Consider the following 25,622-nt stretch of genomic DNA (forward strand, 5'->3'; position numbering starts at 1 on the left):
TCTCCTCTGGCCGGTTCAGAACCGGGCTACGCCAAAACTGTTTGTTTGCAGCGGTCGCGTGTCCGCCTCATGACAGATGTCCAGCAAATAACCAAGCAGGGTGCGGGTGTCGCGGGGGTCGATCAGGCCGTCGTCCCACAGGCTGGCGCTGCCGTACAGCGCGGTGGACTGGCTGTCGAGTTTCTGCGCGGTGACCTGCTCCAGCATGTCGAGCATTTTCGGATCGGGCGTCAGTCCGTCCTTGAGCTGTTTGGCTTCGGTGACGATACGCAGCACTTTGCCGGCCTGGGCGCCGCCCATCACGGATGTACGGCTGTTGGGCCAGGCAAAGATGAAGCGCGGATCCAGGCCGCGGCCACACATGGCGTAGTTTCCGGCGCCGTAGGAGCCACCGACGACGATGGTCAGTTTAGGCACCCGCGCGTTGGCCACGGCCTGGATCATCTTGGCGCCATGCTTGATCACGCCTTGCTGCTCCGACTCGGTGCCGACCATGAAGCCGGTGGTGTTGTGGAAGAACAGCAGGGGCGTGCGGCTCTGGTCGCACAATTGAATGAATTGCGCAGCCTTGCTGGCTCCCTTGGGTGTGATCGGGCCGTTGTTGCCAATGAAGCCGCAAGCGCGCCCCTCGATATGCAGATGACCGCAGACGGTTTGCTGATCGAACTCGCCCTTGAACTCGAGGAAGTTTGAGCCATCGGCGATCCGAGCGATGATTTCGCGCACGTCGTAGGGCTTTTTCGGGTCATCGGGAATCAGCCCGAGCAATTCGTCGATGGGGTAGCGCGGGGTTTCAAAGCGACGTTCGGGTGACCACGGCAACTGATCGTTCCATGACAGCATCCGGACAATCTCGCGAGCCTGGCGCACGGCATCGGCATCGTTCTCAGCCAGGTACTCGGCGGTGCCGGCGGTTTGCGCGTGCATCTCGGCGCCACCCAGTTCTTCATCGGTGGCGACTTCACCGGTGGCCGCCTTGAGCAATGGCGGCCCGGCGAGAAACAGCTTGGCCTTCCCACGCACCACCACGACGTAGTCCGATAAGCCCGGCTGATAGGCGCCGCCCGCCGTGGCCGAGCCGTGGACCACAGTGATCTGCGGCAAGCCCATGGCGGACATCCGTGCCTGATTGGCAAAACTGCGCGCACCTTCGACGAAAATTTCCGTCGCATAATTGAGGTTGGCGCCACCGCTTTCAGCGAGGGTAATCACCGGCAGTTTGTTTTCCACGGCAATCTGTTGCAGGCGCAGGGATTTTTTCAGGCCGCTGGGGGAAATCGTCCCCCCCTTGATCGCGCTGTTGTTGGCGATGACCAGTGCCCGGGTGCCGGACACGTAGCCAATGCCCGCGATCAGGCCGCCACCCGCCGAACTGCCGTCCTTGTCGTCATGCAACTTGTAGCCGGCGAGGCTGGCCAGTTCGAGAAACGGCGCGCCAGGGTCGAGCAACAGGTTGAGGCGCTCGCGGGGCAACAACTGCCCGCGCTTGTCGAATTTCGGCTTGGCTTGGGCAGCCTTGTCCAGAAGGTTCTGTTCCAACCGGCGGATGTGCTCGACTGCGGCCAGCATGGCCGCGCGGTTGTGAGCGAACGCCTCGCTCTGCGGGTCGATCTGCGACTCGATCACTGGCATGGCTTAGTCCTTGAGCACGTCGGGGAGGTAGGCGCGGTGAAAGCCGTTGTAGGATTCGCTGTTGGTCGCCTTGTGGATCGGCCATGCGCGTCCTCCCAGGCTGGCGGCACCGTCGATGCGCAAGGTGCTACCGCTGACGAAGGCGGCGGCGGGGCTGAGCAGGAACACGATCGCTGCGCTGACCTCCGATTCAGTGCCAATGCGCTTGAGCGGTACGTGTTCGCGCAGGGTCGGTATCACCGCCTTGAACGCACCTTCGTAGGTGTCCATGCCGCTGGAAGCGATCCAGCCTGGCGCCACGGCATTGACCCGCACTCCGGCGTAACCCCATTCGAACGCGGCGGTCTTGGTCAGGTTATCCATGCCTGAACGCGCCGCGCCCGAGTGCCCCATGCCGGGCATGCCGCCCCACATGTCGGCGAGCATGTTGACGATGGCGCCGCCGTGTTTACTCATCGATTGGTTGAACACTTCGCGGGCCATCAGGAATCCGCCCACCAGGTTGGTGCGCATCACCGTTTCGAAACCCTTCTGGTTGATCGCCGCCAGCGTCGACGGAAACTGGCCGCCGGCGTTGTTGACCAGGCCATGAATCGGCCCGTGTTGCCGGATCAGTTCGCTGACCAGATGCTTGACCGCTTCTTCGTCGCGTATGTCGCAAGCCTGCCAATCGGCGTGACCGCCATCCTCGGCAATTTCGGCCGCCACGGTCTTGAGCTTATCGGCCTTGCGCCCCACCAGCAGCACATGAGCGCCGAGGGCCGCCAGTTCATGGGCGGTGCAGCGACCGATACCGCTGCCGCCACCGGTGACGATGATGGTTTGGCCGGCAAACAGGTCGGCTTTGAAAATTGAATCGTAGGCCACGGCGGCGGTCCTCTAGTTGAACTGATCGGCGATGTATTGCGGTACCGGAATCTGGATGTCCAGCAGTTGTTGCGCGAAAGCCTTGCCCTGCGGGTCGATGCGCAGGCTGGCCACGCCACCTCCGCCGAGAGCGTTTTCCAGGAGAAAATTGAGGCTGTGGGTCGCGGGCAGGTACCAGCGTTCGACGCGCCCGTGGACCGGATCAAGCACGTGACTCATCCAGTCGACGAGCACTGCCGGGGTCAGGGCTTCAGCGATCCATGGCAGGTAATCCGGCTCGCGGGCGATGACCCCGATGTTGCTGTGGTTGCCCTTGTCGCCGGAACGCGCAACCGCCAGTTTGACCAGCGCCACACTGGCATCGGCTCGTCCTGAGGGTTTGGGCGCTTCGAATGGCCGGGGCAGGTCGGTGGTGGCGAGGGTGTCGAGGGCGGGCAGGGCGCAGGGGTGACGTTGACCGTCGATGTCGATCTGCAGGGTGCAGGCGCTCTTGTCGATCAGGAACGAGAACAGTCGGATCACCGGATACACCGTCGGCCGACCACCGACGATGCCTGTCAGTCCCGGCGCCATGCCGGTGGCGGCCTGTGCGATTTCCCGGGAGAAGGTGACCAGCGCCTTTTTATCCGGGTGGCGTACGGCGATTTTGATCACCACTTCGCGGCTGTCCTGGCGTTGGCCATGGGGCCCGTAAGTCGCCTCGCTGCCCAGCAGTTCGATATTGACCTCGCTGTAAGGCGCCCAACCGCGCTGGCGGAAGATGTCGCAAGTTTTGTTAATGATCGCTTCGCTGACCCGTCGCGCCTTGTCGACCGCATCGATCCCGGCGATCAGGCAACTGGCGGTGCAGCGAAAACCGTCCGGGTAGGTGGCACTGACCTTGTACTGATCGGAAGGCGCCAGCCCCTTGGCGCCGTGCACCTGGACCGCGTTGCGGCCTTGCTGCACCAGCTTCACCTCGGTGAAATCGCAGACCACGTCGGGTAGCAGGTAAGCCTGCGGGTTGCCGATTTCGTAGAGCATCTGTTCGCCGACGGTCAGCGGAGTGACCAGGCCGCCGGAGCCTTCGGGCTTACTGACGACAAATTGGCCGTCGGCGCTGACTTCAACGATGGGGAAACCGATGTGTTCGTAATCGGGTACGTCGCGCCAGTCGGTAAAATTGCCACCGGTGCACTGCGCGCCGCATTCGATGATATGGCCGGCGAGGGCGGCCTGGGCGAGCTTGTCGTAGTCGTGCCAGGACCAGCCGAATTCATGTACCAGCGCGGCGCTGACCACGGCGCTGTCGACCACGCGACCGGTGATCACGATGTCCGCGCCAAGGTGCAGGGCTTCGACTATGCCCGGCGCACCGAGGTAGGCGTTGGTAGAAACGCATGACGCGGGCAGGGGGGCGCCGCTGAACATTTCCTCGAGTCCAAGATGGCTCAACTGCTTCAATTGCGGTTGCAGGTCATCGCCCAACAGCACGGCGATTTTCAGCGCGACGCCAGCCTTGTCGCACGCGGCTTGCAGTGCTGCAGCGCACGCCTGTGGGTTGACTCCGCCGGCATTGCTGATAACGCGAATTTTCTGTTCGGCGAGTTTTCCCAGCAGGGGGCTGAGCACTTCGATGAAGTCGCCGGCGTAGCCGGCCTGGGGATCTTTAAGCCGTGCGCCGGCCATGATCGACAGGGTGATTTCCGCCAGATAATCGAAAACCAGGTAGTCCAGGCTCCCGCCCTCCACCAATTGCGCGGCGGCAGTCGAGGTGTCGCCCCAGAACGCGCTGGCGCAACCGATGCGAACAGTTTCAGGCACAGACCTTTCCATAGTCACCTCCATCGAACGTGTATGGAGACTACCAAGCAAGCGCTTGGTTTGTAAATGGCCTTTAATATCTTCTTCCCAAGCGCTTGCTTGGTTGCCTGTGCCAGCTTAAATTGCCGGCGAACCCCGCTGTTTTATTGATGGACTCGACTGTAGGAGAGAACGGGTGGATGAGCAAAAAGCCCTGAAGGTCATGCGCGAACTGGTTGAGAGCAACCAGTTGACGGACCCGGAAAGTGCCCGCGGCAAACTGCTGCAAGTGGCGGCCCATCTGTTTCGCAACAAGGGATTCGAACGCACCACAGTGCGGGATCTGGCCGGTGCCGTGGGCATCCAGTCGGGGAGCATTTTTCATCACTTCAAAAGCAAGGACGAAATTCTGCGCGCAGTGATGGAAGAAACCGTTCGCTACAACACCGCCTTGATGCGCGCCGCCATTGCCGATGCCGGCAGTGTGCGTGAGCGGGTGCTGGCGCTGATTCGCTGCGAGTTGCAGTCGATCATGGGCGGCAGCGGCGAGGCCATGGCGGTGCTGGTCTACGAATGGCGCTCGCTGTCCGAAGACGGGCAAGCCAAGGTGCTGGCGTTGCGCGACGTCTATGAGGAACTGTGGCTTCAAGTGCTGGGGGAGGCCAAGGACGCCGGCTTCATCCGTGGCGATGTGTTCATCACGCGGCGTTTCATGACGGGTGCGTTGTCCTGGACCACGACCTGGTTTCGCCCCGGTGGCAGCCTGAGCCTGGACCAATTGGCTGAAGAGGCCTTGATTCTGGTGCTGGCAGAGCAACAATAGTTTGCACAGGACGGCTGGAACTGGCTAAGTGATTGAAACCGCCTTGGCTTGAATGGATTGATGTTTTTTGGGAGTGGGTCGTTTGATGTCTTCGCCAACCAGGACGGCCTCACGGCTTCTGCTCGCAGCGCTTTGCGCACTTTGGATGTTGCCGTCCCCGGCTGCACAACTGGTGCGGGTCGGTGCCGCGCATTTTCCCCGTACACCGTACGGCCGGAGTCCGGCGCCGACACCGGTCTGTTGCCGCAGTTGGTCGAGGCGCTCAACGCCTCGCAAAAGGACTACCAATTTGTGTTGGTGCCCACGTCCATCCCGCGCCGCTTCGGTGACTTCAAGCAGGGCCGGGTGGACATGGCGATTTTCGAGAACCCGGATTGGGGCTGGCAAGACATCCCGCACACCAGCGTCGACATGGGCCTCGAAGACGCCGAAATCTTCGTCGCGCAACGCCTTCCCAATCGTCAGCAGGACTATTTCGCCGAACTGGCGGGCAAGCGCCTGGCACTGTTCAGCGGTTACCACTACGAGTTTTCCAACTTCAATGCCGACCCGAAATTCCTTGCGCAACACTTCAACGCCACGCTGACCTACTCCCACGACAGTAACCTGCTGATGGTGCTGCGCGGACGCGCGGACATCGCGCTGGTGACGCGCTCGTACCTGAGCGATTACCTGTTGCGCAACGAAAAGGTCGGCGATCAGTTGCTGGTGTCCGAGCGTATCGACCAGATCTATCATCACTACGCCATTCTGCGTCCGGCGGCGCCGATCAGCGGCGAGGCATTTGCCAGGTTGCTGCAAGGTTTGCGCGACAACGGCCAGATGCTGAGGATTTTCGATCCGTACAAGATCGCGGTGGTGCCGGTTCCCGGCAATTGATCGCGCCCATCTGCTAAATTTTCCCCGCCGGCTCACGTCACCTCGTTGAACTGTCGACGATTAACGTGAGCCCGACTTATGCCCGATCTGAATGACCTGACCGCCCTGGCGCTCCCAACGGGCCAGCGCCTTGTCGCGCAAGCAGGCGAAAATCGCCTGAGCCTGAACCTGGACACGCAGCCGTTGGTCGCCTTGCACCTCAACCGTGAGCCCGACCTGCAATTGCGCGTCGAGTCGCGCTGTGACACTCAGGCCGTATGGGCGGCGAGTTATTGGCTATTTGCCCGCGACCCTGGCTGCCAGCATCTGACCTGGCACCTCGATGAAGTGCCGGCCCAGGCCTTGCTCAGCGGATTGCTGGTGCCGAGCGATGCCGCCAACCAGTACCGTTGCGAGCGCACCTTGTTCTGGCAATTGCCGCAGCCCTGGCTGGGGAGCTCGCTCACCGGCAGCTATCCACAGCACAGGGTGATCAGCAGCGGCAAGCGTCATCCATTGCGGCCGGTGAAACCGCGCGGCGAAGTCTACCGCCGTTTCGACTCACGGCTGGGGGTGTGGATTTCCCTGCGAACCGTGGACATCGAGCAGGATCTTGCGCGGTTCAACCGTTGGCAGAACAGCGCGCGGGTGGCCAGTTTCTGGCAGGAAGAGGGCAGTCTCGAGCATCATCGTGAGTACCTGGGCAAGCTCGCTGCCGACCCGCACACCGTGACGCTCATTGGCTGTTTCGACGATGAGCCGTTTGGCTATTTCGAAGCCTACTGGGCGAAAGAGGATCGCATCGCGCCATTTTACGAGGCGGGCGATTATGACCGTGGCATTCACATGCTGGTTGGCGAGGAGCACCATCGCGGCCCGCACAAGGTGGCAAGCTGGCTATCGGCGTTGACGCATTATCTGTTTCTCGACGACCCGCGCACACAACGACTGGTCGCCGAGCCACGGGCCGACAACGCGAAGATGATCGGCTACATGCAGGACCAGCGTTTTTATTGCAAGAAAGAGTTCGACTTCCCGCACAAGCGTGCGGCGTTGATGGTGTTGGGGCGGGAGCGGTTTTTTACGCGGTGTAGTTTGGCTTGAAACCATGCGCTGATCTTGAGTCAGTCTTCGCGGGCAAGCCCGCTCCCACCGGGGGCTTCGGTGTTCACAGAACCTGTGGGAGCGGGCTTGCCCGCGATGAGGTCGATGAGGCCTAGCGCCGAACAGCCGCCCGACTCCCCGACACCTTGCGGCAATGCACCAGCGCATCGCGAATCATGAAGTTCACCAGGGTCGGCGACACACCGAGTTCCTTGGCGATGTCCTTTTGCGGCACCCCGTGCAGGCGGTACATCTCGAAGGCATAGCGAGTGCGGGTCGGCAGCTCCGTCAGTGCGTCGGCGATGTTTTCCAGGGTCGAGAAATTGATGTGCGAAGTTTCCGGCGAAGCGCCTTGAATCACCACGTTCAGTCCCTCCTCTTCCGGCCCGGAATACTTCAGCTCCAATGCCTGTTTGCGGTAATGATCGATGGCCAGGTTGCGCACGATCTGGAACAGGTAGCTGAGTTGAGCCTTGATCGAGGAGGTGATCGGCGGCGCTGATTGGAGGCGGAAGAATGCGTCTTGAACCACATCTTCGGCACGCGACCGGCAGCCGGTAATGCGTGCGGCGATCTTGACCAGTATCAGTCGGTTGTCGACGAATGCCTGAAGTAGCGGTGAATCGCACGTGCTTGTCGATACTTGTTCCGTCATGGAAATCACCTTGCTGCGGATGGGGTCATGGGACGGCAGGCGGGTGCATGTGGGGCCGTCCGACATATCGAGCGACAAATTATTCTTAATGATAATGATTGTCAAATGAGAAAGAGAAACAATGCATAACGGCGGTGCAAGAGTGAGACTTGCGACACACTGCCGCACCCAGCCAGGGCGCACTTCCATGGATTGCTCCCCATTGGCGACCCAGCCCGCCGACTAATTATTTCAAGACGTCATCCGTTCTCATGGGTGAATGGCTGCGGGCGCACGCTCGCGCCGCAACCGCATTGCCAATGCCTCGCGTGGTCGGCGAAGACCGCGTCCCGCATGCCCTGTGAAGGGCGTGACGGCAGCACACCACCCCGAATTCAGGCAGGAACCCCCATGACCGACGCGTTCGAAACCCCTAGCACTCTGGTCCAAGCCCTGGCTCGCCGTGCGGCCCTGACGCCGGACCGCGTGGCCTTGCGTTTCCTCGCCGAAACCGCAGATCAGGCAGTAGTGCTCAGTTATCGCGAACTGGATCAGCGGGCCCGAACGATTGCCGGTGCGTTGCAGGCCGAAACGGATTTTGGCGATCGCGCGGTCCTGTTATTTCCGAGCGGTCCGGATTACGTCGCAGCCTTTTTCGGCTGTCTGTATGCCGGCGTGATCGCGGTGCCGGCCTATCCGCCGGAGTCGAGCAAACGCCATCACCAGGAGCGCCTGCTGTCGATCATCGACGATGCTGAACCGCGCCTGCTGTTGACCAGCGCCGGCCTGCGTGATGCTTTGCAACAGATAGAAGGTGCGCCGCCGCTGCTGTGCGTCGATACCCTCGACTGCACGCTGGCCGAACGTTGGCTCGAGCCAGTCCTGACGCACGACCACCTCGCGTTTCTGCAATACACCTCCGGTTCCACGGCGCTGCCCAAGGGCGTGCAAGTCAGTCACGGCAACCTGGTGGCCAACGAACTGTTGATTCGCCAAGGCTTCGGCATCGATGTGAACCCAGACGATGTGATCGTCAGTTGGTTGCCGCTGTACCACGACATGGGTTTGATCGGTGGCCTGTTGCAGCCTATTTTCAGCGGCGTGCCCTGCGTGTTGATGTCGCCGGCTTATTTTCTCGGCCGGCCATTGCGCTGGCTGGAAGCGATCAGCGAATACGGCGGCACCATCAGCGGTGGGCCGGATTTCGCCTATCGGCTGTGCAGTGAGCGGGTCAGCGAATCGGCGCTGGAACGTCTCGATCTGAGCAACTGGCGGGTTGCCTATTCCGGGTCTGAACCCATTCGCCTCGACACCCTTGATCGTTTCGCCGAAAAGTTCGCCGTCGCAGGCTTCACTCCGGACTGTTTCATGGCGTCCTACGGACTGGCCGAAGCCACGTTGTTCGTCGCCGGCACGCCCCGCGGCCAGGGCATCGGCAACCTGCGGGTGGATGACCAGGCGCTGGCGCAAAACCGTGCCGAGATGGGCGAGGGCAGCGCAATCATGAGTTGCGGTTTCAGCCAGCCGGATCACGCGGTGCGGGTGGTCGACCCGGTCACGCTTGGCGAGTTGGCCCAGCAGGCGGTCGGCGAAGTCTGGGCCACCGGCCCGAGCATCGCCCATGGCTATTGGCGCAACCCCGAGGGCAGTGCCGAAACCTTTGTGCAACATCAGGGCAGGACCTGGCTGCGCACCGGCGACCTGGGCTTCTTGCATCACGGCGAGCTGTTCATCACCGGGCGCCTGAAAGACATGCTGATCGTGCGTGGACACAACCTTTACCCGCAAGACATCGAGCAGACCGTCGAGCGAGAGGTGGATGTGGTGCGCAAGGGTCGGGTCGCGGCGTTCGCGGTGACTGTCGACGGTCAGGAAGGTATCGGTATCGCGGCGGAAATCAGCCGCAGCGTGCAGAAAATCCTGCCCCCCGAGGGGCTGATCAAAGTCATTCGCCAGGCAGTGGCCGAGGCCTATCAAGAAACACCGAGCGTGGTGGTGCTGCTCAATCCTGGCGCCTTGCCGAAAACGTCCAGCGGCAAGCTGCAACGTTCGGCCTGCCGCAGCCGCCTGGCCGACGGCAGCCTCGACAGCTATGCGCTGTTCCCAACGGCGACTGTGGCCGATCAAGAGCACCCTCAATCCGCTTGCGAGCTGCAAAGCCTGATCGGGCGCATCTGGGCCGAACAGTTGCAGGTGCCGCAGGTCAGTGCCGACGACCACTTCTTCCTGCTCGGCGGCAACTCGATTGCCGCCACCCAGGTGGTGGCGCGTTTGCGCGAAGTGCTGGGCCTGCAGTTGAACCTGAGCCTGCTGTTCGAAGCGCCAACGCTGGGTTCCTTTACCGCCGCCGTCGCACAGCAGCAACTGGACGGCGGCCTGCCTCAGGGGGTAATCAGCACGTTGTCGCGCAGCGAAGCCTTGCCGCAATCGCTGGCACAAAACCGTCTGTGGATCACCTGGCAACTGGACCCGCACAGCTGCGCCTACAACATCCCCGGCGCCTTGCGGCTGCGCGGGGAACTGGATGAAGCCGCGTTGCTTGGCGGTTTCGAGCAGTTGATCGAGCGGCATGAGTCCCTGCGCACGCGTTTTTTCGAACGCGACGGCGTGGCGCTGCAACAGATCGATGCGGCGGGCGCCTTCAACCTGCAACGCATCGACATCAGCAGCCTGCCCGCCGCCGAGCGCGAGGCTCGGGCGCGACGAATACGTGACGATGAAGCGCAGAATCCGTTCGATCTGGAGGCAGGCCCGCTGCTGCGGGTCACCGTGGTGCGCCTTGATGAGGACGATCACCAGTTGCTGGTGACGCTGCACCACATCATCGCCGACGGCTGGTCACTGAACATACTGATCGACGAGTTCGCGCAGTTGTACGCCGCCGCGTCCCAAGGGCAAACGGTGACGCTTGCGCCACTGCCGACCCAGTACGCCGACTATGGCAGCTGGCAGCGTCAATGGTTGGCGCAGGGCGAGAGCGAGCGGCAATTGGCGTACTGGAAAGCGCAATTGGGCGATGATCATCCGACCCTGGATCTGGCCACCGACCACCCGCGCTCAGCGCAACGTCAGCACAGCGCCGCCCGGCACACGGTGAGGCTGGATGCCGGTCTCAGCACCGCCATTCGCCAGACCGCCCAGGCTCATGAGTCCACGTCGTTCATGCTGTTGCTCGCGGCGTTCCAGAGCCTGTTGCACCGCTACAGCGGTCAGCGTGACATCCGCGTCGGCGTGCCCAATGCGAACCGTCCGCGCCTGGAAACCCAGGGCCTGATAGGGTTCTTCATCAACACCCAGGTACTGCGCGCCGAGCTGGATTCGCGCTTGCCACTCCTGACGCTGCTGGCGCAAACCCGCGTTGCGACACTGGGCGCGCAAGCACATCAGGACTTGCCGTTCGAGCAACTGCTCGAAGCGTTTCCCCAGGCTCGCGAACAGGGCCTGTTCCAGGTGATGTTCAACCACCAGCAACGGGACTTGAGTGCCCTGCGACGCCTGCCTGGGCTGCTTGCCGAAGAGCTGCCGTGGCACAGCCGCGAAGCCAAGTTCGACCTGCAACTGCACAGCGAAGAAGACCGTAACGGCCGCTTGAGCCTGTCCTTCGACTACGCGAACGAACTGTTCGACGCCTCGACCATCGAGCGCCTGGCCGAGCATTACTGCAACCTGCTGCGCTCTGTCTGCGCGCAACCGCAGACAGCCGTCGGCGACCTGCAAATGCTGGCGTCCAGTGAACTGGAGCAACAAGCCCGCTGGAGCATTTCGCACTGCGCGCTCGCCAACCAATGGCTGCCGGAGCTGCTGACCGAACAGGCGCGCCAGACGCCCCAGCGCACCGCATTGGTGTGGGAGGGTGGCAGCCTGGATTTCGCCGAACTCCACACCCAGGCCAACCGTCTGGCGCATTACCTGCGCGACAAAGGCGTGGGGCCGGACGTCTGCGTGGCCATCGCCGCCGAGCGTTCGCCACAACTCCTGATCGGCCTGCTGGCCATCATCAAGGCCGGCGGGGCCTATGTGCCGCTGGACCCCGATTACCCTGCCGAACGGCTGGCCTACATTCTGCGTGACAGCGGGGCGGAACTGCTGCTGACGCAAACCCCGTTGCTCGACAGGCTGCCAGCCGCCGACGATGTCAGCGTGATCGCCATGGACGCGCTCCACCTGGAAACCTGGCCGAGCCAGGCGCCGGGCCTGCGTTTGCACGGCGACAACCTGGCGTACGTGATCTATACCTCCGGCTCCACCGGGCAGCCCAAGGGCGTCGGCAACACCCACGCCGCCCTGGCCGAGCGCCTGCAATGGATGCAGAAAACCTACCGCCTCGACGACAGCGACGTGTTGATGCAAAAGGCGCCGATCAGTTTCGACGTGTCGGTCTGGGAGTGCTTCTGGCCGCTGATCACGGGCGCACGGCTGTTGATTGCCGGTCCCGGCGAGCACCGCGATCCCCATCGTATCGCCGAACTGGTCCGGCAATTTGGCGTGACCACGCTGCACTTCGTGCCGCCGCTGCTGGCGTTGTTCATCGAGGAACCGCTCAGTGGCCGATGCTCGAGCCTGCGACGGGTGTTCTCCGGCGGCGAGGCCTTGTCGGCGCAATTGCGCAACCGGGTGCTGGAACACTTGCCGACGGTGCAACTGCACAACCGCTACGGTCCGACCGAAACCGCGATCAACGTGACTCACTGGCATTGCACCGCCGCCGATGACGAGCGTTCGCCGATTGGCCGGCCGTTGGGCAACGTGATTTGCCGTATTTTGGACAGCGACCTCAATCCTCTGCCGGCCGGCGTGCCGGGAGAACTGTGTATCGGTGGCCTCGGCCTGGCGCGCGGGTATCTCGGGCGCCCGGGGCTGACGGCCGAACGCTTTGTCGTCGATCCGTGGGGCGAGCAGGGCGCTCGCCTGTACCGCACCGGCGACCGCGCACGCTGGACGGGCGACGGTGTGATCGAATACCTCGGTCGGCTCGATCAACAGGTCAAGCTGCGCGGTTTTCGCGTCGAGCCGGAAGAAATCCAGGCGCGTTTGTTGGCGCAGGAAGGCGTCGCGCAAGCGGTGGTGCTGGTGCGTGACACCGCTGCGGGCGCCCAACTGGTCGGCTATTACACCGCCACTGAAACCGGTGAGGCCGAAGACGCGCAAAACACCCGCCTGAAAACCGCGCTGGCCGCCGAGCTGCCCCCATACATGGTGCCGGCGCAGCTCATGCGTCTACAGGAAATGCCCCTGGGCCCCAGCGGCAAGCTCGACCGTCGCGCGTTGCCCGAACCGATCTGGCAGGTCGTTGAACACATTGAACCGGTGACGGCGCTGGAGCAGCAGATCGCCGGAATCTGGCGCGAAGTCCTGGGACTGGCGCAAGTGGGGCTGCGTGATGACTTCTTCGTCCTTGGGGGCCACTCGCTGCTGGCCACGCAAATCATCTCGCGCACTCGTCAGGCGTGCGACGTCGAGCTGGCGTTGCGTTCGCTCTTTGAAAACAGTGAACTGGGCGCCTTTGCCGAACAGGTCCGCCTGATTCAGGCCAGCGGCCGGACCAACCAGCAACCGCCGATCGAGAAGGTCGATCGCAGCCAGCCAGTGCCACTGTCCTATTCCCAGCAGCGCATGTGGTTCCTCTGGCAGATGGAACCGGACAGCCCGGCCTACAACGTCGGCGGCATGGCCCGCCTGCGCGGGGTGCTGGATGTCGGGCGCTTCGAGACGGCGTTGCAGGCGCTGATCCTGCGTCATGAAACCTTGCGCACCACGTTCCCGAGCGTCGATGGCGTGGCGCAGCAACGGGTGCATGCAGACATCGGCGTGCGCATGGACTGGCAGGACTTCTCTTCGCTGGGTGATGACCTGCGTGAACAGCGGGTGAAGACCTTCGCCGATAGCGAAGCGCATCGCCCCTTCAACCTGGAAACCGGGCCGCTGCTGCGGGCCTGCCTGGTCAAGAGCGCTGAGCAGGAGCACTACCTGGTGCTGACCCTGCACCACATCGTCACCGAAGGCTGGGCGATGGACATTTTCGCCCGCGAACTCAGCGTGCTGTACGAAGCGTTCGTCGATGACCGCGAGTCGCCGCTGGCGCCGTTGCCGGTGCAATACCTGGATTACAGCGTGTGGCAGCGCCAGTGGCTGGAATCCGGCGAGCGCCAGCGCCAGCTCGATTACTGGACCGCGCAACTGGGCCGTGAACACCCGCTGCTGGAACTGCCGGCCGACCGTCCGCGTCCGCCGGTGCAAAGCCATCAGGGCGAGTTGTTCCGGTTTGACCTCAGCGATGACCTCGCCGCAAGGGTCCGGGCATTCAACGCCAACAATGGCCTGACCCTGTTCATGACCATGACCGCCACGCTGGCGGCACTGCTTTACCGGTACAGCGGGCAGACCGACCTGCGTATCGGTGCGCCGGTGGCCAACCGCATCCGTCCGGAAAGCGAAGGTCTGATCGGCGCCTTCCTCAACACCCAGGTGCTGCGTTGCCAGATCGATGGGCAGATGCCGGTCCTTGAGCTGCTGGAGCAGGTGCGGCACACCGTCATCGAAGGACAGTCCCATCAGGATCTGCCGTTCGACCATTTGGTGGAGGCCTTGCAGCCACCACGCAGCGCCGCCTACAACCCGCTGTTCCAGGTGATGTGCAACGTGCAGCGCTGGGAGTTCCAGCAAAGCCGCACACTCGATGGCATGACGGTCGAATACCTGGCCAACGATGCACGGGCGACCAAGTTCGACCTTAACCTGGAAGTCACCGACCTCGATCATCGCCTGGGCTGCTGCCTGACCTACAGCACTGACCTGTTCGACGAGCCGCGCATTGCGCGCATGGCCGGGCATTGGCGCAACCTGCTGGAGGCGTTGATCGCCGATCCGCAGCAGCGCTTGAGTGAACTGCCAATGCTGCAAGCCGTCGAGCAGCAGCAACTGTTCGACAGCCTGGGCGTCGAATCGGGCGAACATCGCCTTGACCAGTGCATTCATCAGCTGTTCGCCGAGCAGGCGTTGCGGCGCAACGAGGCGCCGGCCCTGACCTTCGCCGGACAGACCCTGAGCTATGCCGAGCTCGACAGCCGTGCCAATCGCCTCGCCTGGATGCTGCGTGAGCGCGGCGTCGGCCCGCAGGTGCGTGTCGGCCTGGCGCTGGAGCGTTCCCTGGAGATGGTGATCGGCCTCTTGGCGATCCTCAAGGCAGGTGGTGCCTATGTGCCGCTCGATCCGGAATACCCGCTCGACCGCCTGCATTACATGATCGAAGACAGCGGGGTCGGCTTGCTGCTCAGCGATGCGGCGATGTTTGCGGCCCTCGGCGAGCTGCCACCGGGCATCGCCCGTTGGTGCCTTGAGGAAGATGCTGAGCAATTGGTCGATTACCCGGCTACCGAACTGCCGTCGCTGACTCTGCCGCAACATCATGCCTATCTGATCTACACCTCAGGCTCCACCGGCACACCCAAAGGCGTGGTGGTGTCCCACGGTGAAATCGCCATGCATTGCCGTGCGGTCATCGAGCGCTTTGGCATGCGAGCGGACGATTGCGAGCTGCACTTTTATTCGATCAATTTCGACGCCGCGACCGAACGACTGCTGGTGCCGCTGCTGAGCGGTGCGCAAGTGGTCCTGCGCGCCCAGGGCCAGTGGGATGCCGAAGAAATCTGCGGGCTGATCCGTCGCCATCACGTCAATATCCTCGGCTTCACACCCAGCTACGGCAGCCAGCTGGCGCAGTGGCTGGCCACCCAGGGCGAAACCCTGCCGGTGCGCATGTGCATTACCGGCGGTGAAGCCTTGACCGGCGAACATTTGCAGCGCATTCGCGCAGCCTTCAAACCGAGCCTGTTCTTCAACGCCTACGGCCCGACCGAAACCGTGGTCATGCCGTTGGCCTGCCTGGCGCCGCCCGTGCTGGAAGAGGGGCTGGGCAGCGTACCGATCGGCGGCGTGGTTGGTGACCGCGTGGCGTACATACTCGACGCCGACCTGGCGCTCGTGCCGCAAGGCGCGACCGGCGAGCTGTATGTCGGTGGCGCGGGCCTGGCCCAGGGTTATCACGAGCGTCCGGGCATCACTGCGGAGCGTTTCGTCGCCAACCCCTTTGCCGGCGGGCGCATGTACCGCACCGGCGATCTGGTGCGCCAGCGCGCCGACGGCCTGGTGGAGTACCTGGGGCGTATCGACCATCAAGTGAAGATTCGCGGCTTCCGTATGGAACTGGGGGAGATCGAAACTCGCCTGCTGGACCACGAAGCGATCCGCGAAGCGGTGGTGCTGGCGCTGGACGCCCCGAGCGGCAAGCAACTGGTCGGCTATCTGGCGACCGACATTGCCGAGCACGGCGAAGTGCAACAGGCGGCCCTGCGCGAGGCGTTGAAGAACCACCTCAAGGCGCAGTTGCCGGAATACATGGTGCCGGCGCACCTGATCCTGCTGGCGGGCATGCCACTGACCGCCAACGGCAAACTCGACCGCCGCGCGCTGCCGGCACCGGACCTGGAGCTGAATCGCCGACACTACGTAGCGCCGAGCAACGCACTGGAACTGACCCTGGCGCAGATCTGGTGCGAGGTGCTGAACGTCACCCAGGTTGGCCTCCACGACAACTTCTTCGAGCTGGGTGGCGACTCCATTCTGTCGATCCAGGTGGTGAGCCGCGCGCGGCAGCAGGGCATTCACTTCAGCCCGCGTGACCTGTTCCAGCACCAGACCGTGCAGACCCTGGCCGCCGTGGCCAGTCGCACCGAGCGAATCACTGCCGAGCAAGGCCTGCTCACTGGCGAATCACGACTGACCCCGATTCAGCATTGGTTCTTTGACAGTGATATTCCCCAGCGTCAGCAATGGAACCAGGCCGTGCTGCTGCAACCGGGCGTCATGCTCGAAGCTCACCGTCTTGAGCAGGCACTGCTAGCGGTGATCGAGCAGCACGACGCCTTGCGCCTGCGCTTTCGACAGGAGTCGGGCGTCTGGACGGCGGTGCACCAGGCGGTCAGCGACCTGCCGGTGCTGTGGCAGGTGCGAGTCACGTCGATGGACAAATGCGCGGCACTGTTTGCCGATGCGCAACGCAGCCTCGATCTCGAACAGGGGCCGCTGATGCGGGTGTTACTGGTCGATGGGCCCGAGGAGCAGCAGCGGTTGTTCCTGGCGATCCACCATTTGGTGGTCGATGGCGTGTCGTGGCGCGTGTTACTGGACGATCTGAAAAACGTATATCGCCAACTGGAGGCGGGGCAGGCGGTGAAATTGCCGGCGAAAACCAGTGCTTTCAAGGACTGGGCCGCACGCCTGCAGGCCTATGCCAGCAGCGAGTCCCTGCGCGAAGAGCTGGACTGGTGGCAAGGGCAACTGGCGGGGCCAAATGCCGATTTACCCTGCGAGCGTGCCGACGGCGGGCAGCGCCATTGCCACGGCGAAACCGTCAGCGTACGCCTTGGCGCCGAGCACACCCGGCAACTGCTGCAAGAGGCACCGAGTGCCTATCGCACCCAGGTCAACGACCTGTTGCTGACTGCCCTGGCCCGCGTGTTGTGTCGCTGGACGGGCAATGCCTCGGCATTGATTCAACTTGAAGGCCACGGTCGAGAAACCCTGTTCGACGATATCGACCTGACCCGTACCGTCGGCTGGTTCACCAGCGCTTATCCGCTACGGTTGACGCCGGTGAACATCGAGGAAGCGGCCGGGCAGGGCGCCTCGATCAAGGCGATCAAGGAGCAATTGCGTAGCGTGCCCCATAAAGGTCTGGGTTATGGCGTGCTGCGTTACCTCGCCGATCAGCCGTGCCGCGAGGCCATGGCCTTGTTGCCAGTGGCTCCGATCACCTTCAACTACCTGGGGCAGTTCGACCAGAGCTTTGGCGAGCGGGCGTTGTTCCAGCCGCTGGACGAGCCGGTCGGCGATGCTCACGATCCTCATGCGCCGCTGCCTAACGAGATCAGCGTCGACAGCCAGGTTTACGGTGGCGAGCTGGTGCTGCGCTGGACGTTCAGCGCCGAACGTTTCGACGCGCAGACCATCGGCGAATTGGCGCAAGCCTACCTCGGTGAACTGCAAAGCCTGATCAAGCATTGCCTGCGAGACGACACGGGCGGCTTGACCCCGTCCGACTTCCCGCTGGCCAAACTGACCCAGGTGCAACTCGACGCCTTGCCGGTCGAGGCAGCGTTGATTGAAGACGTTTACCCGCTGACGCCGATGCAAGAGGGCATGTTGCTGCACACCTTGCTTGAACCGGGCACCGGCCTCTACTACATGCAGGACCGCTACCGCATCAACAGCACGCTTGATCCGCAGCGTTTTGCCGAGGCCTGGCAAGCGGTGATCGCCCGTCATGAAGCCCTGCGCGCCTCGTTCTGCTGGAACGTCGGCGAAGACATGCTGCAGGTGATCCACAAGCCGGGTCGCACGCCAATCGATTACCTCGACTGGCGCGACATCGCGGATGACCAACAGGAGCCAAAGCTGCAAAGCCTGCTCAAGAGCGAGCGCGAAGCCGGTTTCGATCTGCTCAACCAGGCGCCGTTCCACCTGCGCCTGATTCGTGTCGGCGAAGCGCGTTACTGGTTCATGATGAGCAATCACCACATCCTCATCGATGCCTGGTGCCGTTCGCTGCTGATGAACGATTTCTTCGACATCTACATGGCCCTGGGAGAAGGCCGTGAACCACAATTGGCCCCCGCGCCGCGTTACCGCGACTACATCGGCTGGCTCCAACACCAGAGCCTGGCCGAGGCGCGGCAGTGGTGGAAGAACAACCTGCGAGGCTTCGAGCGCACCACGCCCATTCCGAGCGATCGGCCGTTCCTGCGTGAACACGCAGGTGACAGCGGCGGCATGATCGTCGGCGATTGCCATACGCGCCTTGACGCCCGCGACGGCGCGCAATTGCGCGAGCTGGCGCAGGCTCACCAGTTGACCATCAACACCTTCGCCCAAGCAGCGTGGGCCTTGGTGCTGCGGCGCCTGAGCGGTGATCGTGACGTGTTGTTCGGCGTCACCGTGGCCGGGCGTCCGGTGGAAATGCCCGAGATGCAGCGCACCGTCGGACTGTTCATCAACAGTGTCGCGCTGCGGGTGAAGATGCCCGGGGATGATCAGCGCTGCAGCGTGCGCGAATGGTTGAGCGAGTTGCTCGACAGCAACATGCAACTGCGCGAATACGAATACCTGCCGCTGGTGAGCATCCAGGAACACAGCGAGCTGCCCAAGGGCCAGCCGCTGTTCGATAGCCTGTTCGTGTTCGAGAACGCGCCGGTGGAAGTCTCGGTGCTGGATCGTGCGCAAAGCCTCAATGCCACCTCTGATTCCGGCCGGACTCACACCAACTTCCCGTTGACGGCTGTTTGCTATCCGGGCGATGACCTGGGCTTGCACCTGTCTTTTGACCAGCGTTATTTCGATGAGTCCACCGTGGAGCGCATGCTCGGCGAGTTCAAACGCTTGCTGTTGGCGCTGGTCCGGGGTTTCCACGGTGACATGGCCGACCTGCCGCTGCTGGGCGTCGAAGAGCAGGATTTCCTGATCAATGGCTGCAACCAGAGCGCCCACGACTACCCGCTGGAACAGGGTTATGTGGCGCTGTTCGAGGCGCAGGTGGCCGGGCATCCGCAGCGTATCGCCGCCAGTTGCCAGGGCCTGCAGCACAGCTATGCCGAGCTCAACCAGCAAGCCAACCGCTTGGGCCACGCGCTGATCGCGGCCGGGGTCGGGCTGGATCAACCCGTGGCCTTGCTGGCCGAACGCAGCCTCGATCTGCTCGGGATGATCATCGGCAGCTTCAAGGCCGGTGCCGGTTACCTGCCGCTGGACCCGGGTCTGCCGAGCCAGCGCCTGAGTCGGATCATCGACCTGAGCCGCACGCCGTTGCTGGTCTGCACCCAGGCCAGCCGCGAACAGGCGCTCGCGTTGCTGGAGGAAACCGCTTGCGCCCACAGGCCACGGCTGTTGATTTGGGAAGAGGTGCAGGCCAGTGCCCTGTCGGTGGCCAATCCGGGTGTCTACAGCGGCCCGGACAACCTGGCCTACGTCATCTACACCTCGGGCTCCACCGGTTTGCCCAAAGGGGTGATGGTGGAGCAGCGCGGCATGCTCAACAACCAGTTGAGCAAGGTCCCGTACCTGAACCTGAGCGAGGCGGATGTGATTGCGCAGACCGCTTCGCAAAGCTTCGACATCTCGGTTTGGCAGTTCCTTGCCGCGCCGTTGTTCGGCGCACGGGTCGACATTGTGCCGAACACCATTGCCCAAGATCCGCAGGGGTTGCTGGCGCACGTTTCCTCGCAGGGCATCACCGTGCTGGAAAGCGTACCGTCGCTGATCCAGGGCATGCTCGCTCAGGAACGCATGAGTCTGGATGGCCTGCGCTGGATGTTACCGACCGGCGAAGCGATGCCGCCGGAACTGGCTCATCAATGGTTATTGCGCTATCCGGATATCGGGTTGGTGAATGCCTACGGGCCGGCGGAGTGCTCGGACGACGTGGCGTTTTTCCGCGTCGACCTGGCCTCGACCCGTGGCAGCTACCTGCCCATTGGTACCCCCACCGACAACAACCGTTTGTATCTGCTCGATGGCGCGCTGGAACTGGTGCCGTTGGGGGCTGTGGGCGAGTTGTGCGTGGCCGGCACCGGGGTTGGCCGCGGCTATGTCAGCGATCCGTTGCGTACTGCCCAGGTGTTCGTGCCTGACCCGTTTGGTGAGCCGGGCGAGCGCTTGTATCGCACCGGTGACCTGGCTCGTCGGCGCAGCGACGGCGTGCTGGAGTACGTCGGCCGTATCGACCATCAGGTGAAAATTCGTGGCTATCGCATCGAGCTGGGTGAAATCGAAGCGCGCCTGCATGAACAGCCAGAGGTGCGTGAAGCGGCGGTCGGTGTGCAGGAAGGGGTGAATGGCAAGCATCTGGTCGGTTATCTGGTGGCGGTTGATGTCACTCTGAGCCCGAGCGATCGGCTGGAGCGCATCAAGCAGCACCTGCGTGCCGAGCTGCCGGAATACATGGTCCCGCTGCACTGGTTGTGGCTGGAGCGCATGCCGCTCAACGCCAACGGCAAACTGGATCGCGGGGCCTTGCCGGCGCTGGAGATCGGCCAGTTGCAGAGCGAGGATTACCGGGCGCCGCGCAATGAGCTGGAACAGACCCTGGCTGATATCTGGGCCGAGGTCTTGAAGGTCGAGCAGGTGGGCATTCGCGACAATTTCTTCGAACTGGGTGGACATTCGCTGCTGGCGACGCAAATTGCTTCACGGGTGCAGAAAACCCTGCAACGGGATGTGCCGCTGCGGGCGATGTTCGAATGCAGCACGGTGCAGGAACTGGCGGAGTACATCGAAGGGTTGGCGGCCAGTGAAATCACCGGGGAGAAGGCGGATCGGTTGAACGACCTGATGGCGGAGTTGGAGGGGTTGTAATCTCCGGTGTCTGTTGCGGCCTCATCGCGGGCAAGCCCGCTCCCACAGGGTTTAATGTTGAACACATGTTACATGTACAACACCGACCACTGTGGGAGCGGGCTTGCCCGCGATGAGGCCCGTCCAGGCACCACAAAGCCCCCATCTACAATCCCGTACATTTCCCCGATTGACGATCCGCCACCGCCGCCTCAGTCTGCCACTTCTCTTTCTCGCAGAGGAACCAGTCGATGCCCTTCGTAACGATTGACGGACAACCCCTTCATTACATTGACGAGGGTTCCGGCCCGGCGGTATTGCTGGCCGGCAGCTACCTGTGGGACCAGGCCATGTGGGCGCCGCAGATTGCCGCACTGTCGCCGCATTACCGGGTCATTGCCCTGGACCTGTGGGGCCACGGCGAGTCCGGGCGCTTGCCCGACGGCACCGCGAATCTTGACGACATCGCCCGCCAGGCCTTGGTGTTGCTCGACCATCTGGACATCGATCGGGTCACCCTGGTGGGCCTGTCGGTCGGTGGCATGTGGGGCGCGCGCCTGGCGCTGGCGGCGCCACAGCGGATCAATGGCCTGGTGCTGATGGACACCTATCTCGGCGCCGAGCCTGAGCCCACCCGCCAGTATTATTTCTCGCTGCTCAAGCAGATCGAAGACAGCGGCGTGATCGCCCCCCAACAGCTCGATATCATCGTGCCGATCTTCTTCCGTCCGGGCATCGATCCAGAGTCGGCGCTCTATCGCGACTTTTACCAGGCTCTCGCGGCGCTGCCCGCTGAGCGCCTGCGCCAGAGCATTGCTCCGATGGGGCGGATCACCTTCGGGCGCGACGATTTCCTTTCACGCCTGCCCGAGTTGAACCCGGCCACCACGCTGGTGATGGGCGGCGATCAGGACAAGCCGCGACCACCGGCCGAGGCTCGGGAAATGGCCGAATTGATTGGCTGCCCGTATGTCGAGGTGCCGCAAGCGGGGCATATCTCCAACCTGGAGAACCCAGCGTTCGTGACCGAGACGTTGTTGATGTTCCTGAGCGAAAGAAACCGCTAGCTTTCTGTAGGAGCGAGCTTGCTCGCGATGACGGAGTGTCAGCCAGCACATGCATTGACTGACACACCCTCATCGCGAGCAAGCTCGCTCCTACAGGGAACGGTTACTTCGGCCCGAGAATCTTCACCAACTTGTCCGGCGAAGGGGCGCCCTGCTGCTGTTGCAGCTCACCCTTGTCATCCATGTAGAAAATTGCCGGCGTCGCCTGCAATTCAAGTTCTTCCATCAACTGCATGTTCGCCGCCAGTTTCGCCTGAATGGCAGGTGGTACGTCTTTGAGCGCCTTGAGCGTGCTGGCCTTGCCCGCTGACTCGTGGTCCTGCAGGGCTTTTTGCGGGTCCTTGGCGGCCAGCAATGCCGCCGACTTACCCGGGCTGTCTTCGCGGATGATGCCCACCATGATGTGCCGCAACTGCACCTTGCCGGCCTTGACCCACGGCCGCGCCTGCTCCCAGAACATGTTGCAGTAAGGGCAGTTCGGGTCACTGAACAGATAGACCGTGCGCGGCGCATCCTTGTTGCCGTCCTGGATCCAGTCACTGGCTTCGAACTTGGCCCAGACTTCCTTGGCCATCGGCGCATACACCAGTTTCTGCAGCGGTGCGCTGCTCAGGTCATTGCCGGCTTCGTCGTACAGATTGCCCAACAACACATGCTTGCCGTCCGGGGTCAGGTACAGCGCGATGCCTCGGTTCTGGTACTGCGCGGCGTACCCGCGCAGGCCGTCGGGCGCGTCGAACTGGCCCACGATTTTGGCGCCTTTGGCTTCGATTTTCTTGATCGCAGCAGGCAATTCTTCGGCAGCCTGCACCGCTGGCAGGTGCAGCAGGGCTGCGCCGAGGGTCAGTGTCAGCAGGTGGCGGAGGCGGGGCATGGCAGTTTCCTTGACGAGGTGGCCGGTGCGGCCGGATTCGGAGTTTCGAAGTTTTCCAGGGCACGGGCCAGGCTGGCTTCCGACAGTTCGCCCAGGTGGCTGCCCAGCAGGCGACCGTCAGGGCTGTAAAACAGCGTAGTTGGCAGCGCCATGGAGCCCACGGCCTGCCCCAGGCGGCCGCTGCCATCGAACAGCACGTTGGACAGGCTCAGGCCCTGGGTTTCCAGGAACGTACTGACGCTTTGCATGCTTTCGGCCTGATTGACGAACAGGAAGGTCAGGTCTGGCCGACGTTGCTGGGCACTCTCCAGCACCGGCATTTCCCGGCGACACGGCGGGCACCAGGTGGCCCAGAGGTTGATCACCAGCGGCCCGCCCCGGTAGTCCGCCAACTGCACGGTTTCCCCGGCGGCATTGCGCAAGGCAATGTCCGGCAAACGCGTACCTTGCTCGTAAAGGCTCAGCGAGAAGGTTGCCAGCAACCAGAACGCCAGGCCGCTGGCCACGCCATAACCCAACGGACGGCGCAGACCGGGACGACGCCAGCCGCGATACAGCGCCGCGAGCAGCAGCACGATCACCCCGGGCAGGGCAAGGAAGCCGCCATCGCGCAGGTCGATCACCTGCCATGGATCGTTGCGATAGTGCATCCAGTACAGCGCGACGAAACTGATCCGCGCGGCGAGCATGCCCAGCAGGAACAGACTGAAAAGGACGGACTCGGGGTTCTCGCCACCACGCTTGGCCGCGCGCCAGCCGACAAACGTCGCCAGCGCCAGCGCACTGATCAGCAGCAGATGATTAAGCGCGATGGCAAACGTACCGAGGGTCAAAGTCAGCATTAGCGGGCTTCTCGGGTGGTGGTCCAGCGTTGCAGGAAGGTGTCAGCGTCCACCTCGCCCGTGATGCGCTGGCTGCGGCGTTCTTCGCCGTCGGCGCCGATCCACAGGAACGTCGGTGGGCCCGGGACTTTGTAACGGGCCAGCAGTTCGCGGCTGGCGGCGTTGTCGGCAGTGACGTCCAGGCGCAACAGGCGCACATCACTCAGGGCGTCGAGCACGCGGGCCTGGCCGAATACCTGTGTTTCCATGATTTTGCACGGCCTGCACCAGTCGGCGTAGTAGTCCAGCAGTACCCACTGACCCTCGGTTTTCGCCGCATCCAGTTCCCGCTGCAGAGCCGTGGGGTCACTGACCGTGGTGAAGGCTTCGTGGCCGACAGCGCGACCCGCGGCAGCGGTCTTCGACCCGCTGTAGACGTGCAACGGCTGGTACAGATTATCGCTGCCGCCTGCCGCGCCGACGATCAGCAGGCTGCCCCACAAACCGAGCAACAGCGAGCTGGCGCCAAACAGACGTGCCAGGCGCCCGAATCCGTCCGACTGTTTCCAGGCGCTGTAGGCGGCAATCAACAACAGGGCGCCGCACAGGCCTAGCCAGAGCGATGGATTGAGCACTGGCCGCAACATCAGCAGTGCGGTGGCCAGGAACAGGAAACCGAATACCCCCTTGACCAGGTTCATCCAGGCACCGGGCTTGGGCATGAAGCGGTTCCCCACCGTCACCAGCAGCAACAGCGGCACACCGATGCCGATGCCCAGGGCGAACAGAATCAGCCCGCCGTGCAGCGCATTGCCGCTTTGCGCGATATAGAGCAGGGCACCGGCCAGGGGCGCCGTCATGCAAGGCCCCACCAGCAGGCCGGACAAAGCGCCCAGCACGCCGGCGCCGAGCAGGCTGCCACCGCGCTGATTGCGCGAGACATTCTCCAGGCGATCACGCACGGCGACCGGCAGTTGCAGTTCGAAGAAGCCGAACATCGGCAACGCCAGCAGTACGAACACGGCGGCGAAGCTGCCGAGCAACCATGGGTTTTGCAACCACGCCTGCAAGTTCGCCCCGAGCAGCGCCGCGATGACGCCCATCGCCGCGTACACCAGGGCCATGCTCACCACGTAGCTGGTGGCCAGGGCAAAGCCGCGCTTGGGCGTAGCGCCGCTGCCGACGATCAAACCGGCCAGGATCGGCAGCATAGGCAACGAGCAAGGTGTAAAGGCCAGTAACAGGCCCAGGCCGAAGAACACCAGCAGGCTCCAGCCCAGCGCCCGTTGTTGCAGGCTGCTGGCCAGGGCTTGATCCGGGGCTTCGCCGCCGGTTTGAGCGACGGCTGCGCCACCCAGGTCGATGACCCGAGTCTGCGGCGGATAACACAGGCCTGCGTCGGCGCAGCCTTGATAGCTGACCTTGATCGAACCGCTGGCGCTGGCCGGGATCTTCACTTCCACGCCCTGGCGATACACCGGTTGCTCGCCGAAAAACTCGTCGCTGTGGGCTTCGCCATCGGGCAGCGTCGGCTGGTTTTGCGCGGCCAACCCGTCGAACTTCATGCGCTTCTGATAGAGGTAGTAGCCCTGGGCGATCTGCCAGAACAGCTGGGTTTCACCGGACTCCAGACGTTCAGAGGTGAGGACGAAGGCTTTGTCCACGGGCAAAAAATCCGGCTTTGACGCGAAGGGATCTGTGCCTGCCTGGGCCAGTCCCGAGATCAACAGAACGAACAGTAGAAAGAAGTGACGCATGAAAAAACCTTGTTCCTGTG

Annotated in this window: 11 protein-coding genes and 1 pseudogene; 5 read left to right on the forward strand and 7 right to left on the reverse strand. The window is 63.0% G+C overall.

The annotated features are described in order from the left end of the window. Window positions 1-15 precede the first annotated feature (15 nt). From atuC to AB4N33_RS00720, 3 genes are read right to left on the reverse strand one after another with little or no spacing between them, the layout of a single operon-like run. On the reverse strand, window positions 16-1,632 hold the full coding sequence (gene atuC / locus AB4N33_RS00710; protein ID WP_460122146.1) for a geranyl-CoA carboxylase subunit beta: 1,617 nt from the start codon (window positions 1,630-1,632) through the stop codon (window positions 16-18). Between the two features lie 3 nt (window positions 1,633-1,635). Beyond that, window positions 1,636-2,499 (reverse strand): SDR family oxidoreductase, encoded by an 864-nt coding sequence (locus AB4N33_RS00715; RefSeq protein ID WP_476456159.1) that lies wholly within the window; start codon window positions 2,497-2,499, stop codon window positions 1,636-1,638. A 12-nt stretch (window positions 2,500-2,511) separates the two neighbouring features. Beyond that, window positions 2,512-4,302, reverse strand: a complete 1,791-nt coding sequence (locus AB4N33_RS00720; RefSeq protein WP_476456160.1) for an acyclic terpene utilization AtuA family protein — start codon at window positions 4,300-4,302, stop codon at window positions 2,512-2,514. Between the two features lie 175 nt (window positions 4,303-4,477). Between AB4N33_RS00720 and AB4N33_RS00725 the strand changes: the two genes are divergently transcribed. From AB4N33_RS00725 to AB4N33_RS00735, 3 genes and pseudogenes are all read left to right on the forward strand, one after another. Next, a complete protein-coding gene (locus AB4N33_RS00725) occupies window positions 4,478-5,104 on the forward strand; it encodes a TetR/AcrR family transcriptional regulator (protein WP_460141167.1) in 627 nt (208 codons plus the stop codon). A gap of 85 nt (window positions 5,105-5,189) precedes the next feature. Further along, window positions 5,190-5,983: pseudogene (locus tag AB4N33_RS00730) on the forward strand (substrate-binding periplasmic protein). 78 nt (window positions 5,984-6,061) lie between these two features. Then, window positions 6,062-7,066, forward strand: a complete 1,005-nt coding sequence (locus tag AB4N33_RS00735) for a GNAT family N-acetyltransferase (protein WP_476456161.1) — start codon at window positions 6,062-6,064, stop codon at window positions 7,064-7,066. Window positions 7,067-7,178: 112 nt separating this feature from the next. On the opposite strand, the gene AB4N33_RS00740 is transcribed toward AB4N33_RS00735, so the two are convergent. Then, complete coding sequence (locus AB4N33_RS00740; RefSeq protein WP_460122158.1) at window positions 7,179-7,721, reverse strand: RNA polymerase factor sigma-70; 543 nt, start codon at window positions 7,719-7,721, stop codon at window positions 7,179-7,181. Window positions 7,722-8,111: 390 nt separating this feature from the next. On the opposite strand from AB4N33_RS00740, the gene AB4N33_RS00745 reads away from it, so the two are divergent. After that, window positions 8,112-21,104: a non-ribosomal peptide synthetase gene (locus AB4N33_RS00745; RefSeq protein ID WP_476456162.1), complete on the forward strand. Its 12,993-nt coding sequence runs from the start codon at window positions 8,112-8,114 to the stop codon at window positions 21,102-21,104. Window positions 21,105-21,334: 230 nt separating this feature from the next. Then, entirely contained in the window at window positions 21,335-22,150 is an 816-nt protein-coding gene (locus tag AB4N33_RS00750) for an alpha/beta fold hydrolase (protein ID WP_476456163.1), read from the forward strand. A 103-nt stretch (window positions 22,151-22,253) separates the two neighbouring features. Here the strand turns inward: AB4N33_RS00750 and dsbG are convergent, their stop codons facing one another. From dsbG to dsbD, 3 genes are read right to left on the reverse strand one after another with little or no spacing between them, the layout of a single operon-like run. Next, entirely contained in the window at window positions 22,254-23,024 is a 771-nt protein-coding gene (gene dsbG / locus AB4N33_RS00755) for a thiol:disulfide interchange protein DsbG (protein ID WP_460122163.1), read from the reverse strand. Continuing rightward, on the reverse strand, window positions 23,000-23,866 hold the full coding sequence (locus AB4N33_RS00760) for a TlpA family protein disulfide reductase (protein WP_476456164.1): 867 nt from the start codon (window positions 23,864-23,866) through the stop codon (window positions 23,000-23,002). Before AB4N33_RS00760 ends, dsbG begins: the two co-directional genes overlap by 25 nt. Then, window positions 23,866-25,602, reverse strand: a complete 1,737-nt coding sequence (dsbD, locus tag AB4N33_RS00765) for a protein-disulfide reductase DsbD (protein ID WP_476456165.1) — start codon at window positions 25,600-25,602, stop codon at window positions 23,866-23,868. Before dsbD ends, AB4N33_RS00760 begins: the two co-directional genes overlap by 1 nt. Between the last annotated feature and the right edge of the window lie 20 nt (window positions 25,603-25,622).

Source organism: Pseudomonas sp. S1_E05 (assembly GCF_056337105.1).

Bases quoted from the DNA above. Each gene is read 5' to 3' on its own strand.
- atuC (WP_460122146.1), bottom strand. From the start codon at position 1,632: ATGCCAGTGATCGAGTCGCAGATCGACCCGCAGAGCGAGGCGTTCGCT.
- AB4N33_RS00735 (WP_476456161.1), top strand. From the start codon at position 6,062: ATGCCCGATCTGAATGACCTGACCGCCCTGGCGCTCCCAACGGGCCAG.
- AB4N33_RS00740 (WP_460122158.1), bottom strand. From the start codon at position 7,721: ATGACGGAACAAGTATCGACAAGCACGTGCGATTCACCGCTACTTCAG.
- AB4N33_RS00745 (WP_476456162.1), top strand. From the start codon at position 8,112: ATGACCGACGCGTTCGAAACCCCTAGCACTCTGGTCCAAGCCCTGGCT.
- AB4N33_RS00750 (WP_476456163.1), top strand. From the start codon at position 21,335: ATGCCCTTCGTAACGATTGACGGACAACCCCTTCATTACATTGACGAG.
- dsbG (WP_460122163.1), bottom strand. From the start codon at position 23,024: ATGCCCCGCCTCCGCCACCTGCTGACACTGACCCTCGGCGCAGCCCTG.
- AB4N33_RS00760 (WP_476456164.1), bottom strand. From the start codon at position 23,866: ATGCTGACTTTGACCCTCGGTACGTTTGCCATCGCGCTTAATCATCTG.
- dsbD (WP_476456165.1), bottom strand. From the start codon at position 25,602: ATGCGTCACTTCTTTCTACTGTTCGTTCTGTTGATCTCGGGACTGGCC.